The sequence below is a fragment of the Xanthomonas sp. NCPPB 2250 genome (assembly GCF_056725265.1).
The window spans coordinates 2,183,397-2,196,278 of the sequence record NZ_CM161520.1 but is presented as its reverse complement, the minus strand read 5'-3'; the positions used below and the strand labels follow the sequence as shown (position 1 = coordinate 2,196,278).

The window sequence follows — 12,882 nt, the reverse complement described above, 5'->3', positions numbered from 1 at the left end:
GGCGGGCGGCCGGGTGATGTCGTGACTCGATGACGCCGGGACCCGGGACCCGGAAAAGCGAGACCGCCGGGCCTTTCGTGGCGAGATGCCTCAACCCACCTGCACCAGGAAGCGCATCCGGCCGCTCTTCCGGGTCCCCGGTCCCGGGCCCCGGGTCCCGGCCTTCGAGCTCATCCCATAAGGAGGCCGCGCCGCCGCAGCGGCGACGCTCAGGCCGCGCCGGCGTGCGCGGCGTCGGTGGTGAAGCTCTCGCCGCAGCCGCACTCGGCGGTGGCATTCGGGTTGCGGAACACGAAGGTCTCGCCCAGGCCCTGCTTGGCGAAGTCGATCTCGGTGCCGTCCACCAGCGGCAGGCTGGTGGCATCGACATAGATGCGCACGCCGTCCTGCTCGAACACCGCGTCGTCCGGACGCGCCTCGCGCGCCAGGTCGGTGACGTGGCCCCAGCCAGAACAGCCGGTGCGCTCCACGCCGAAACGCAAGCCCAGCGCACCAGGCGTCTGCGCGACGAAACGCTGCACGCGGGCGTGGGCGACGGGGGTGAGACGGATGGCCATGACGAACGACTCCGGCGACTGCGAGCGGACATTATAGGAAGGATGGCGGCCGATCGCCGCCACGCCTCGCAAGCGCTGCGCTCCAGCCAGTACACTTGCCCCTTCCATATCGAGTCGCTGCGGCGAGGATTCAAGTCATGACGGTGGTGAGCGTTGCACATGCGCTGGCCGGGAAGATCCCGGAAGGCGGCGAAGTCACGGTGCGGGGATGGGTGCGCACGCTGCGCGGATCTGCCGGACTGGCTTTCATCAACGTGTCCGACGGCTCCTGCTTCGCCCCGATCCAGGTGGTGGCGACCGATGCCCTGCCCAACTTCGACGAGGTCAAGCGGCTCACCGGCAGCTGCTCGCTGATCGCCAAGGGCGTGCTGGTCAAGTCGCAGGGCAAGGGCCAGTCGTACGAGATCCAGGCCAGCGCGGTCGAGGTGGTGGGCTGGGTCGAGGACCCGCTGACCTACCCGATCCAGCCCAAGCCGATGTCGCCGGAGTTCCTGCGCGAGGTCGCGCACCTGCGCCCGCGCACCAACCTGTTCGGTGCGGTGACGCGCATCCGCAACTGCCTGGCGCAGGCGGTGCACCGCTATTTCCACCAGAACGGCTACAACTGGATCAGCACGCCGATCATCACCACCTCCGACGCCGAAGGTGCCGGGCAGATGTTCCGCGTCTCCACCCTGGACATGGCCAACCTGCCGCGCGATGCGCAGGGCCAGGTCGACTTCGGCCGCGACTTCTTCGGCAAGGAGACCTTCCTGACCGTGTCCGGCCAGCTCAACGTCGAGGCCTACTGCCTGGCGCTGAGCAAGGTCTACACCTTCGGCCCGACCTTCCGCGCCGAGAACAGCCACACCACCCGGCACCTGGCCGAGTTCTGGATGATCGAGCCGGAGATCGCCTTCGCCGACCTGGCCGAGGATGCGCGGGTCGCCGAGGACTTCCTCAAGTATCTGTTCCGCGCGGTGCTGGACGAGCGCGCCGACGACCTGGCGTTCATCGCCGAGCGCGTGGACAAGACCGCGATCAGCAAGCTGGAGACCTTCATCAACTCGCCGTTCGAGCGCATCGAGTACGGCGATGCGATCGGCCTGCTGCAGAAGTCCGGGCAGAAGTTCGAGTTCCCGGTGGAATGGGGCCTGGACCTGCAGACCGAGCACGAGCGCTGGTTGACCGAGCAGCACGTCGGCCGCCCGGTGGTGGTGACCAACTACCCCGAGCACATCAAGGCCTTCTACATGCGCCTGAACGACGACGGCAAGACCGTCGCGGCGATGGACGTGCTGGCCCCCGGCATCGGCGAGATCATCGGCGGCAGCCAGCGCGAGGAGCGCCTGGACGTGCTCGACGCGCGCATGCTGCAGTTCGGCCTGGATCCGCAGCACTACGGCTGGTACCGCGACTTCCGCCGCTACGGCACGGTGCCGCATGCCGGCTTCGGCCTCGGCTTCGAGCGGCTGGTGGTGTACGTGTGCGGGCTGAGCAACATCCGCGACGCCATCCCCTACCCGCGCGCCCCGGGCAGCGCCGAGTTCTGAGCGGGCACGGGGAGCGCGCGCCATGATCCTGTTCTTCGCGCTGTGCTTCGTCGGCGTGGCGATCGCCGGGGCCAGCGCGTTCCTGATCTTCTGGCCGCTGACCCTGGTGCACATCCGCGACCGCCATCCGCCGCTGGTGGCGGCGTTCGGGCCGGGTGCCTTCCTCAAGCCGGTCGCGCTCGGCTGGCTGCTGGCGCGGCGCTACCGTCCGCTCGGCGACCGCGGATTGTCCGGGCTGGCGACGCCGGCCTGGCTGTCGCTGATGACCATCTTCTTCGGCCTGGGCATGGCCGCCCTGCTCTGGCTGCTTTCCCTGGTGATTCCATGACCTCAGATTCTCCCGCCCACGATCAGTGGTACCTGGCCAGCCTCGGCCGCCTGCTGGTGTGGGCACGCCTGCGCGTGCGCGACGCCGGCACCGCCGAGGTGCTGGACAGCGACGGCAACACCCTCAGCTACGACAGCGAGGACACCGCCCGCGCGGCGCTGTTCGATGCCGAATTCGTCGCCTTCGATGGCCTGGACGAGGACGATGCGCGTGCGCGCGGCTTCTCGCTGGGCGAGGTGTCGCCGCCGCAGGCCGACGACGACGCCGGCCTGCGCGGGCGCATGACCCAGACCCTGGGCGCGCGCGCCTGATCCTGCTGCGATGCACGTGGCGCCCGCCTTCGCCGAACACGACCTGGGCGCGCTCGATGCGCTGATCGCGGACCACCCGTTCGCCACGCTGGTCACCGTCGCCGACGGCCTGCCCTGCGCCACGCCATTGCCGGTGCTGTACCGGCGCGACGGCGAACGCATCCTGGTCGAAGGCCATTGGTCGCGGGCCAACCCGCAGGCCCGACACGCCGGGCCGGCCTTGCTGATCGTGCACGGCCCGCATGCCTACGTGTCGCCGAGCTGGTATCCGGACAAGGAAGCGATGGCGCGGGTACCGACCTGGAACTACGCCACCGCACATTTGCACGGACACCTGCAGCCCAGCGACGACGAAGCGATGCTGGCCGATGTGGTGGCGCGGCTGAGCGAACGCCACGAACGCGCGCTGGGCAGCGACTGGCGCTACGAGCCGGACAACGACGCGCACCGGCGCCAGTTGCGCGGCATCGTCGGCTTCCGCCTGGAGGTCGAGCGGGTCGAATTGAAGTTCAAGCTCAGCCAGAACCATCCGCCAGCCAACCAGGCCGCGGTACGCGAGGCGCTGCGGGACCAGGCCGACACCGGCGCGCAGGCCGTCGCGGCGCTGATGCACGCGCGACGTCCGGACTGAACCACGCCGCCACGCAGCGCGGCTGACCATGAAATTGTGCGCACCGCCACAGCACGCGCGGCGGCGTGCGCCGCCTCACCCACAACGGCTGGCCGGTCCCTGCCGGTCGTGCCCGGCATGGCGCGCACTGGCCCTGCCTCCCTCCAGCGGCGACAGACCTTCGCGGATCGCATAGCGCGTCAGTTGCGCGATGCTCTGCATGCCCAGCTTGAGCATGATGTGCTCGCGGTGGGTGCCGATGGTCTTGACGCTGATGTGCAGGCGCGCGGCGATCTCCTTGGTCGACAGGCCCTCGGACAGCAACTGCACGATCTCGCGTTCGCGCGAGGTCAGCAGCGTATAGGCGGAGACGGCATCGCCGGGCGGACAGCGGTACTCGCTGACCAGCGACTGCGACAGTTGCGGGCTGATGTACAGCTGGTCGTTGCCGACCTGCTGGATCGCGCGCAGCAATTCGTGGAAGGTGCTGTTGCGCGCCAGGTAGCCCTTGGCGCCGGCGTCGATGGCCGCGCGCACGTTGGCCGCCGCATCGGAGGCGGCGATGCAGATCGCCTTGCTGCGCGGGCTGCGCTGCAGCAGCCGGCGGGTGGCCTCGATGCCGTTGAGGCCCGGCAGCATCACGTCCATCAGCACGATATCCGGCTGCCGTCGGGTCACCAGTTGCACGCACTCCAGTCCGTCGACCGCGTGGCCGACCACGTCGATGTCCGGCGTGTTGTTGAGCAGGGCCACCATGCCCTCCAGCACGATGCTGCGTTCGGCGGCAATCACGATACGTGTGTTCATTCTCTACCTGTGTTGGCAATGGAACTCCCAACGCGCGACCGCGCGGCAACCCGCGTCCCCCTGCAGCGCGACGCGCCCCTTTTTCAATCGATGCGACAGCGCTGAACCTGCGCTTGCGTTACGTTCTCAGCTTGTCACGCCGTGTCATGGCGGCCATCGGCTTCAGGCTGATATGGATGGCGACGACGGCTGAACTTGTGCGGATTGCCGCATTCGTCTCGGTTCGTAGACAGAATCCCGTGCTACCGCGCACGCGCTGTGACGCAGAACGAAGTCCTGCGCCGACGCATGATGATCGGAACACCGGCGATGCGCCGGTACCGCGCCGTCGGGTTCAGTCCGCTGCCGGCGATGGCGATGGCGGCGGTGGCAGACGCGCGGCTTCCACCTGCAGCATCCCGCGGGCGAACTCGGCGAGGCGCTGCTGGATCGCCGCCGGCGGCGTGCCGGCCTCGATCGACTGCTGCAGCGCCATCAACTGCGCGGCCAACTCGCCTTGCCAGCGCATGCGCTCGGTGTCGTTGCTGGCGCGCTGCACTTCCAGCGACGCCTGCGCCTGTGCCGAGGTATCGCCGCGCACCAGCGTCTCCATCAGATCGACCAGACGCTGCAGCAGACGGTACACCGCGGTCGCGGAGAAGCCGCCCAGCATCGCCAGGGTCGGCTTGCCGAAACTGCGCATGCTGCCGCTTTCGAACAGATCCGGCGGCAACACTTCGACCAGGATCAGCCCGGCGATCAGGCCCAGGATCATGCGCGCGCCGTAGGAGGCGTCGTACTTGGGGTCGTAGCTGGCGTCGGCGACGTAGCGGTGCACCTGGAACAGCGAGGAGAACGAGGCGCCCAGGCCCGCGCAGAACAGCAGGAACAGCGCATTCCACAGCAACACGCTGCCCGAGGAATCCAGGAAGCCCAGGCGCACGTTGTCCGCGCTGACCTTGCTGGACAGGGCCGTCGCCACCACCGCGAACAGGAACAGCAGCGAGGTGGCGGTCAGCGCGCGCACCAGCGGCAGCGGGCCGAGCAGGGTCGCCCAGTGCGGTCGGCGGCGCTCGGCATCGAGCAGGAACACCGCCTGCGGCGTGGCCGGGCGGATCAGTTGCGCCAACCGCCGGTGGGTGAGCGCCAGTTCGTGCGCGTGCACCTCGATGTCGCCGCCATCGGCGTCCGGCGTGCCGGCGCCCAGCAGCGCCGACAGGCGGGCGATCAGCTCCGGCGGCACGGCCATGCCGTGCTCCAGCGCATAGCGCGCCATCGCTTCGCACTCGGCGCGCAGTTGCGGCAGGATGCCCGGCGGCGGCAGGCGCGGTCCGGCACGACGGGCCGCGGTGAGCCGGCGCCACGCGGCGCCGGCCAGCGTCTTGATCCAGACGAGGTTCATCGCACGACTCCTGGACGGAAACGACGGCCGGCGCGTCTGCGCGACGGATTACGGGTTGGCGGGGACGCGTTCCAATAGCGCGCTGTCCCGACGCGTCCCGGCGCGGTCCAGGATCTGCAGCTCGAGCTTGCCGTCCGGCCTGGCGCGCAGGGTCAGTTGGCCGTCGCTCAGGAGATCGCAATAGCCGCCGCGGGCGATATCCAGCGAATACGCCGACGTTCCTTCACGCATGCCGGCGTAATACGCCTGCACTCCGCACTGGCGTGGTGCGCCGTAGCGCAGTTGCACCGTGGGCTTGCCCGGTGCCTGCGGGGTCGCGGCGATGCTCAGGTCCACGGCAACGTCCCGATCGCCGCGCTCGGAGCGCGCCATCCCGCGCCACGTGCCCTGCAGCGGGCTGGGCTGGCCCGGATCGCCATGCAGCACCACTGGCAGGTCCTTGCCGTCGACGTTCAAGCGCAGGTCGTCGCCGCTGCGCTGCACGCGCAGCGGCTTGCCCATCAGCTTGTCGCAGTAGGCGCCGCCATTGATCGATTCCAGTGCGAAACCGGCGCCCGGTTGCGGCTTGACCAGCAAGGCGCAGTTCAACGGCGAGCCGAACATCAGCCTGGCCTTGCCGTCGCGCTGGGCCAGGCGCACGGCCGCCAGGCGCTGCGCATCCAGCGCCAGGGTGCCGCTCCATTCGCCGGGCGGCAGCGCGTCTGCGTTGGACGCTGCGGCCGGCGCAGCAGGCGTCGGCGCCTGCGGTGCGGCACCGGCGGCGAACGGCATGGTCAGGCACAGCGCCAGCCAGAGCGGGAAACGCGCAACACCACGCGAACGGATACGCATGCGACTCTCCTGTTGGAAACGAAAGGAAACGATGGGCGCGGTCAGGACAGACCGAACCAGAGCAGCGCCACCACGGCCGCCACCAGGCACAGTACGGCAAGCAGCCACAGCGCCCGGCGTCGACGCCGGCGCAGCCGCTGCGCGCGGGCCAGCGAGCGCAGGTCGATGTGCAGTTCTCGGCACCACAGGTCGGTGTCGTGCCGGGACAGGATGAAGCCGTGTCTACGCATGTGCGGTCTCCTGGGCGGGATCGTGCGGGGCGGGCGCATCGGACAGCTGCCACAGCTTCAGCCGCTGACCGTCGAACAGCACCTCGCCGACCGGGGTGTGGGTGCCGCGGAACAGGATCTGCAGGCGGTGCCCGGGCCGCCGCGGCCGGCGCGGCAACACCTGCAGCAGCAGACGCGGCGCCTCGTCCGGCACCTCCTCCACGTCCAGTTCGACGTCGAAGGCCAGGGCCAGTTCGCCGATCTGCGGCAATTGCCAGGCGCGCAGCTCCCACAACGGGATCTGCAGCGTCGGCGGCTCGGCCGCGTCCGAGGCCACCGGCAGCGTCTCGCCTGCGCCGAAGCAGGCGCGCAAGGCCTGTGCGTGACGCGCGCGGCAGCGCCGCTGCGCATCCAGCAGGGCCGCCGACAGCCCCTGCAGCAGCAGGTCGAACTCGCAGCGCAGGCTGGCCATCAGTCGTCCTTCATCCAGCCGGGCTTGCGCGGGAAGCCCACGTGGTAGCACAGCCACTGCATCACCACCTGGTGCTCGCCGATCTGCAGCACGGCGAAATTCTTCTCGGTGCCGATGATCGCGCCCTTCGGCGAATCGCTCAGGCAGCGGTTGAGCAAGGCCCGCGCGGCTTCGATCTGCTCGGGCGATTGCATCTGCGTCGGGTTGTCGCTGCCGACCACGACCCGCTTGACGAACTTGACTTCAGTAAGGTCGAACATCGTTGACGAGTCCCCCGACGAGATGGTTCAACGGACCGCTATGGACTTACGCGGGAACCGGCTCGGGCTTGCCGATCTTGCGCGGCGCCACCGAGGTCTGCAGGATGTCCAGCACCCGCGCCAGACCTTCCGGCGGGCCCTTGTCCGCGGCATGCACCGAGACGTGGTACTTGGCCGAGTTGTCCGAGCTGCGCGTGTTCTCCTTGCTGGTGGAGACCGAGCCCTGGATATGCACCTTGGCCTTGAACAGGCCGAAGCCGTATTCCACGTCCGCCGACATCGACGCCGAGGCATCGGTCTTCTCCTTCGAGGAGAAGGACGACTTCACTTCCATGTCGAAGGTGATGTCCACGGTCTGGATGCTCAGGCTGGGCACGTTGACGATGGCCAGCAGCGGCACTTCCAGTTCGACCTCTTCCTCGGCGATGCCGCCGGCCTTGTCCGGATCGTCGACCGGCCGCTTGAAGCGGAAGCTGGCGGTGCGGGTGGCGCCGGTCGCCTGCGGATTCTTCGGATCGGGGTTGTCCGGCGGCAGGAAGCCGATGACGCGGATGAAATCGGCGGTGGCGCGGGCCAGCTTGACCTGCGCGTCGCAGGCCGCATCGAGCGGGCCGCCGATCAGGTCGCCCATCGGCAGACCCTTGAATTGACTTGACATATTGACGAGTTCGTCAGCCATTGCAGTGACTCCTTAGTTGGTGGGATTGGTTACATCGTCCGTGCCCGCGACGTCCGGCTTGTCGGCCATGACCGTCTTGAACACGCCCTGCGTCTGCGCCAGATGGTTGAGCAATCTGGCCGCTCCGTCAGTCGGTTCGGTCCCCTCCACGCGCAACACGACGTGGACGGCACTCTGGCGCTGGCTCCGCGCGCTGGCGCTGGTATCCACGCGCACGCTGGAACGGGTGGCGGTGCGCTTGGCCTGCCAGGCACCGCGCGGGCCGGGCGACTCCGGCGCGAAGAAGCCGTCGGCGGACTGCAGGCCGCCGAGGTCGCCGAGCTGCGCATCGAAACTGATCTCCACGTCCTTGATCCGCAGCACGTTGGTCGAGACCAGCGGCAGCAGCGGCGCGCGGTAGTAGTCCTCATCGCCTTCGGCGGCCTGCGGGTGCTGCGACGGCAGGCGGATGATCACGCTCTTGGGCCGGTGGAACTCGTCGAAGTAATCGCCGAGGTTGGCCATCTGGTGCTGCTCGATGCGGTCCTGCGCCTCGATCACGGCGCCGGCCAGCGCTTCGATCAGGTCGTTCAATGCGGTCGGTCCAGCCATGGTCGCTCCTGGAGGAAGAAGGCCGCCGTCGGCGACGGCAGCGGAACGGCGGCGCTTGCCGCGCGCGCACTCAGCTCAGGTCGGGGAAGGAGTCGGTGCGCGCCAGCCAGCCCTTGAGGAACTTGGCGAGCGGCGGTTTGGCCGCGACCAGGCGCTGGTAGTAGTCGCGCCGGCCCTGCTTGTAGCGGGCATAGAGATCGCGCTGGTCGGCCGCCAGCAGCGCCGCCAGCGTGGCCGGGCCGAGCTTGCCGTCCTCCGGCAGCTGCAGCGTCGGGGTCTGCGCGTTGAGCACGCGCTGCAGCAGCTTGATCGCGTTGTTGCCGGCGTTGACCTGGAAGTCGAACAGGATGTTGGCCAGCGGCTGCAGCGCGATCTCGTCGCCGTGCACCGCGTTCCAGTAGCAGGTCTTGTAGATCACCCCGGCCTGCGCGTCGGTGAGCGCGCGCAGGTTGTCCAGGGTCGGTTCCAGTTGCAGCAGGCTCTTGGCGTACACGCGGAACGTGGCCAGGGTGATGCCCTTGTTGGTGGCGCCGCCCGGATCCACCGGGTCGTTGACGAAGCCGCCCTCGTGCTTGAGCAGGGTCGGAAAGAACGCGTTGAAGTCGGCCATGGGATCCTCCGCTGATGCCCGGTGTGGGCGTGGAGGAAGTCTGCGCAGCGGGCGGCATCGGCGGGATCGGCAAAAGCCCGATCCGGCGGCGGCTGCGCACTGAGGCGCCGCGTGCATGCGGATGCCAGCCATCCGGGTACCAGCGTCGGCGCATGCCGCGCACCGGCCGCGGGCTTCTGGAATAATGCCGGACTATGAGCAAAATCGAACAACTGCTGGACAACAACCGCTCCTGGTCCGAACGCATCAACCGCGAGGATCCGGAGTTCTTCAGCCGCCTGTCCAAGCAGCAGACCCCGGAGTACCTGTGGATCGGCTGCTCCGACTCGCGGGTGCCGGCGAACCAGATCATCGACATGGCGCCGGGCGAGGTGTTCGTCCACCGCAACATCGCCAACGTGGTCGTGCACACCGACCTGAACTGCCTGTCGGTGATCCAGTTCGCGGTCGAGGTGCTGAAGGTGCGGCACATCCTGGTGGTCGGCCACTACGGCTGCGGCGGCGTGCACGCGGGCCTGACCCGCGCGCGGCTGGGCCTGGTCGACAACTGGATCCGCCACGTCACCGACGTGGCCGAGAAGCACGAGCAGTGCCTGCAGCAGGCCGGCGACCTCAACGTGCAGCACGCGCGCCTGTGCGAGCTCAACGTGCTAGAGCAGGTGGTCAACGTCAGCCGCACTTCGATCGTGCTCGACGCCTGGGCGCGCGGCCAGGAACTGACCGTGCACGGCTGGGTCTACAGCCTGCGCGACGGCCGCGTGCACGACCTGGGCATGGAACTTGGCCGCATCGACGACCTGGCGCCGCGCTACGATGCCGCCCTGGCACGCATCAGCCAGGACCGCGAGGACCGCTGAGCGGCGCGCCGCTCCGCCATCTCGATCAAGGATCCGCATGCTCCCCGGCCCGCTCAACCTGCACGCCTGGATCGACGCCCACCGGCACCTGCTGAAGCCGCCGGTGGGCAACAAGTGCATCCACGCCGGCGACTTCATCGTGATGGTGGTCGGCGGGCCGAACGCGCGCAGCGACTACCACTACGACGAAGGCCCGGAGTGGTTCTACCAGCTCGAAGGCGAGATGGTGCTGAAGATCCAGGAGGACGGCGCGGTGCGCGAGATCCCGATCCGCGCCGGCGAGACCTTCCTGCTGCCGCCGAAGGTGCCGCACTCGCCGCAGCGCGGCGCGAACTCGGTCGGCCTGGTGATCGAGCGGCGGCGCCTGCCGCACGAGCAGGACGGCCTGCTGTGGTTCTGCGAGCGCTGCAACCACCTGCTGTACGAACACTACTTCCCGCTGCAGAACATCGAGACCGACTTCCCGCCGGTGTTCGCGCGCTTCTACGCCTCCGAATCGCTGCGCACCTGCGCCAACTGCGGCCACGTGCATCCGCGGCCGGCGGCCGACGCGCCGTGACCGCCCTGCCCCCGCGCCGTTCCGGATCGCGATGCTGCGCAGCCTGATCGCGCTCAAGCCGCGCGACGTGCCGGTGCGCGTGGCCCTGCGCAACACCGCCGCGGTGGTCGCGCCGCTGGCGCTGGGCGTGGCCGCCGGCCATGCCGAACTGGGCCTGGCGGTGTCCACCGGCGCCCTCAACACCATGTTCTCCGACCAGCCCGGTCCGTATCGGGCGCGGATGCAGCGCATGCTGATGGCCGCGCTGGCGGCAGGCGTGGCCGCGCTGCTGGGCATGCTGATCGGCGCGCACACCGTGGCGCTGGCGCTGAGCGCGCTGCTGCTCGGCCTGGGCGGCGGTCTGCTGGTGGCGCTGGGCCCGGTGGCGGCGCGGGTCGGGCTGACCAGCATGATCCTGCTGGTGGTCAGCGCCGACGTACGCCTGCCGCCGCTGCAGAGCGTGGGCGTGGCCACGCTGATCTTCGCCGGCGGCGTGCTGCAGATGCTGATGGCGCTGGCCGCCTGGCCGCTGCAGCGCTACCGCCCGGAACGCTTCGCCCTGGCCGACCTGATGCGGCAACTGGCCGGCATCGCCCGCCAGCGGCCCGGCGCGACCGCCGCGCCGCCGGCGACCGAAGCGGTGCTCGAGGCGATGGTGATGCTGCACGGCGAACATCGCTCGCGCGGGCGTGCGGTGCAGGCGTTCCGGGTGATCGCCGAGCTGTGCGAACGCGCGCGGCTGGAGCTGCTGACCCTGGCCGACCTGCACGGACGCCTGGACGCAGCGTCGCCCGCGCGGCTGCCGATCGAGCGCGTGCTCGAACGCAGCGCGGTGGTGCTGGACCAGCTCGCGCACGCGCTGGACACTGCCGAGGACCCGGCCGCAGCCACCGCCTCGATGACCGGGTTCGACGATCTGGTCGACGCCCTGGCGCAGGTGCAGGCGCAGGCCGAGGACACCCGCGAACGCCGCCTGCTGCGCATCGCCGTGGCCCGCGCGCAGGGCCTGGGCGGCCAGCTGCGCGCGCTGGCGCGCAATGGCCGCTGGGCCAGCAGCCGCGGCGAGATCCAGGCCGAACTGGCCGAGGCGCAGTTGCCGGCGGCGCTGCGCCCGCTGGCGCCGCTGCAGACCTTGCGGGCGAATCTGAAGCTGTCCTCGGTGGCGTTCCGCCACGCGCTGCGCTGCGGCGTGTGCCTGGCGCTGGCGGTGCTGTTCGCCCGCTGGCAGGCGATCCCGCACGGCTACTGGATCCCGATGACCACGGCGATCGTGCTCAAGCCGGATTTCGGCGGCACCCTCAGCTTCGGCGCGCTGCGCGTGGCCGGCACCTTCGGCGGGCTGTTGCTGGCCACCGTGCTGGCGCACTTCGTGATGGACGGGGCGGTGGTGCGGCTGCTGTTGCTGACCGTGTTCTGCCTGGGGTTCCGCCTGCTGACTCAGGTCAACTACGGGCTCGGCGTGGCCTGCCTGACCGGCATGCTGGTGCTGTTGCTGTCGTTCGAGGGCATGGCCCCGGGCGAGGCGATCGGCGAGCGCATCCAGGCCACCGTGCTCGGCAGCGCGCTGGCGCTGGCGGCCTACGCGCTGTGGCCGACCTGGGAACGCAAGCACATCCGCGCGATCCTGGCGCAGTTGCTGCTCGCCTACCGCGACCATCTCGACGCGGTGCTGGAAGGCCGCCTGCAGGCGCTGCCGGAGACCCGCGCGGCCTCGCGCACCGCGCGCACCAACGCGCAGGCCTCGATCGAACGCCTGCGCGGCGAGCCGCGGCGCAAGCGCAACCTGCGCGAACTGACCCTGGCCGAATCGGTGCTGGCCAACGGCAACCGGCTGATCCGCGCCTCGCTGGCGCTGGAGGCGGTGCTGCGCGATGCACCGCCATTGCCGCCCCTGCCGGAGCTGCAGCAGTTCCGGCAACAGGCGCATGCCGCACTGACCGAACTGGCCGAGAGCCTGCGCACCGGCACGCCGCCGGCGCAGGCCAGCCTGCGCGCGGGCGAGCGGCGCCTGGCCGAGGCGCTGGCCGCGCAGCCGCAGGACGGCAGCGACGGCGGCGCGCTGCCCGCGCTGGCCGACACCAGCGACCGCGTCGCCGACAGCATCGGTACCCTGACCCACCTGGTCCGCAGCGCCTTGCTGCCGGCTGCCGCGGCCGCCAAGGAACAACCGCCGGTGACCGCGCACCGCAGCGGATGAACGTGCCATCGCCTCGCGCCGGCCGCGCCGTCGCTGTTGCAGAGGGACACGTGGCCTCGCCCCGCGCTATGCCACGCACTCACCTTCCGTCGTCCTACACGCTCTAGACTCT

General features: G+C 69.9%; 17 protein-coding genes. 7 read left to right on the top strand and 10 right to left on the bottom strand.

Going from position 1 to position 12,882, the window contains the following annotated elements; genetic code table 11:
- Positions 1–209: 209 nt before the first annotated feature.
- Complete coding sequence (locus tag AC1PMG_RS09185) at positions 210–557, bottom strand: HesB/IscA family protein (RefSeq protein WP_481111381.1); 348 nt, start codon at positions 555–557, stop codon at positions 210–212.
- 137 nt (positions 558–694) lie between these two features.
- Here AC1PMG_RS09185 and asnS point away from each other — a divergent pair, with 137 nt between their 5' ends.
- Genes asnS through AC1PMG_RS09165 form a run of 4 tightly spaced genes read left to right on the top strand, consistent with a single transcriptional unit; the run spans position 695 to position 3,359 of the window.
- Positions 695–2,089 carry an asparagine--tRNA ligase gene (gene asnS, locus AC1PMG_RS09180; RefSeq protein WP_017907179.1) on the top strand — a complete coding sequence of 465 codons (1,395 nt, stop codon included), beginning with the start codon at positions 695–697 and terminating at the stop codon, positions 2,087–2,089.
- A 22-nt stretch (positions 2,090–2,111) separates the two neighbouring features.
- Complete coding sequence (locus tag AC1PMG_RS09175; RefSeq protein ID WP_017907180.1) at positions 2,112–2,417, top strand: hypothetical protein; 306 nt, start codon at positions 2,112–2,114, stop codon at positions 2,415–2,417.
- Complete coding sequence (locus AC1PMG_RS09170; RefSeq protein ID WP_019800125.1) at positions 2,414–2,728, top strand: hypothetical protein; 315 nt, start codon at positions 2,414–2,416, stop codon at positions 2,726–2,728. Before AC1PMG_RS09175 ends, AC1PMG_RS09170 begins: the two co-directional genes overlap by 4 nt.
- A gap of 10 nt (positions 2,729–2,738) precedes the next feature.
- Entirely contained in the window at positions 2,739–3,359 is a 621-nt protein-coding gene (locus tag AC1PMG_RS09165; RefSeq protein WP_481111380.1) for an FMN-binding negative transcriptional regulator, read from the top strand.
- A gap of 75 nt (positions 3,360–3,434) precedes the next feature.
- Here the strand turns inward: AC1PMG_RS09165 and AC1PMG_RS09160 are convergent, their stop codons facing one another.
- The 9 genes from AC1PMG_RS09160 to AC1PMG_RS09120 all read right to left on the bottom strand — a co-directional run bounded on the left by AC1PMG_RS09160 (position 3,435) and on the right by AC1PMG_RS09120 (position 9,178).
- Positions 3,435–4,145, bottom strand: a complete 711-nt coding sequence (locus AC1PMG_RS09160; protein WP_017912470.1) for a response regulator — start codon at positions 4,143–4,145, stop codon at positions 3,435–3,437.
- Positions 4,146–4,479: 334 nt separating this feature from the next.
- Positions 4,480–5,400, bottom strand: coding sequence for a hypothetical protein (locus tag AC1PMG_RS09155; protein WP_481111644.1), 921 nt, complete (start codon positions 5,398–5,400; stop codon positions 4,480–4,482).
- Between the two features lie 174 nt (positions 5,401–5,574).
- Positions 5,575–6,357, bottom strand: coding sequence for a hypothetical protein (locus tag AC1PMG_RS09150; protein ID WP_481111379.1), 783 nt, complete (start codon positions 6,355–6,357; stop codon positions 5,575–5,577).
- A gap of 41 nt (positions 6,358–6,398) precedes the next feature.
- Complete coding sequence (locus AC1PMG_RS09145) at positions 6,399–6,587, bottom strand: hypothetical protein (RefSeq protein WP_017910929.1); 189 nt, start codon at positions 6,585–6,587, stop codon at positions 6,399–6,401.
- Positions 6,580–7,038, bottom strand: a complete 459-nt coding sequence (locus tag AC1PMG_RS09140; RefSeq protein WP_342071980.1) for a hypothetical protein — start codon at positions 7,036–7,038, stop codon at positions 6,580–6,582. Before AC1PMG_RS09140 ends, AC1PMG_RS09145 begins: the two co-directional genes overlap by 8 nt.
- Entirely contained in the window at positions 7,038–7,298 is a 261-nt protein-coding gene (locus AC1PMG_RS09135) for a hypothetical protein (protein WP_017910927.1), read from the bottom strand. Before AC1PMG_RS09135 ends, AC1PMG_RS09140 begins: the two co-directional genes overlap by 1 nt.
- 46 nt (positions 7,299–7,344) lie before the next feature.
- Positions 7,345–7,977, bottom strand: coding sequence for a DUF2589 domain-containing protein (locus AC1PMG_RS09130; RefSeq protein WP_026143450.1), 633 nt, complete (start codon positions 7,975–7,977; stop codon positions 7,345–7,347).
- A 12-nt stretch (positions 7,978–7,989) separates the two neighbouring features.
- The gene (locus AC1PMG_RS09125; protein WP_173003349.1) at positions 7,990–8,568 is read right to left on the bottom strand and encodes a DUF2589 domain-containing protein; all 579 of its coding nucleotides are present in this window, start codon (positions 8,566–8,568) and stop codon (positions 7,990–7,992) included.
- Between the two features lie 70 nt (positions 8,569–8,638).
- The gene (locus tag AC1PMG_RS09120) at positions 8,639–9,178 is read right to left on the bottom strand and encodes a glycoside hydrolase family 108 protein (protein WP_481111378.1); all 540 of its coding nucleotides are present in this window, start codon (positions 9,176–9,178) and stop codon (positions 8,639–8,641) included.
- 194 nt (positions 9,179–9,372) lie between these two features.
- Here AC1PMG_RS09120 and can point away from each other — a divergent pair, with 194 nt between their 5' ends.
- The 3 genes from can to AC1PMG_RS09105 are packed head-to-tail and all read left to right on the top strand — an operon-like array spanning position 9,373 to position 12,770.
- Positions 9,373–10,035: a carbonate dehydratase gene (gene can / locus AC1PMG_RS09115; protein WP_481111377.1), complete on the top strand. Its 663-nt coding sequence runs from the start codon at positions 9,373–9,375 to the stop codon at positions 10,033–10,035.
- Between the two features lie 37 nt (positions 10,036–10,072).
- Entirely contained in the window at positions 10,073–10,594 is a 522-nt protein-coding gene (locus tag AC1PMG_RS09110; RefSeq protein ID WP_481111376.1) for a 3-hydroxyanthranilate 3,4-dioxygenase, read from the top strand.
- Between the two features lie 31 nt (positions 10,595–10,625).
- Positions 10,626–12,770 carry an FUSC family protein gene (locus AC1PMG_RS09105; RefSeq protein ID WP_481111375.1) on the top strand — a complete coding sequence of 715 codons (2,145 nt, stop codon included), beginning with the start codon at positions 10,626–10,628 and terminating at the stop codon, positions 12,768–12,770.
- Positions 12,771–12,882 lie beyond the last annotated feature (112 nt).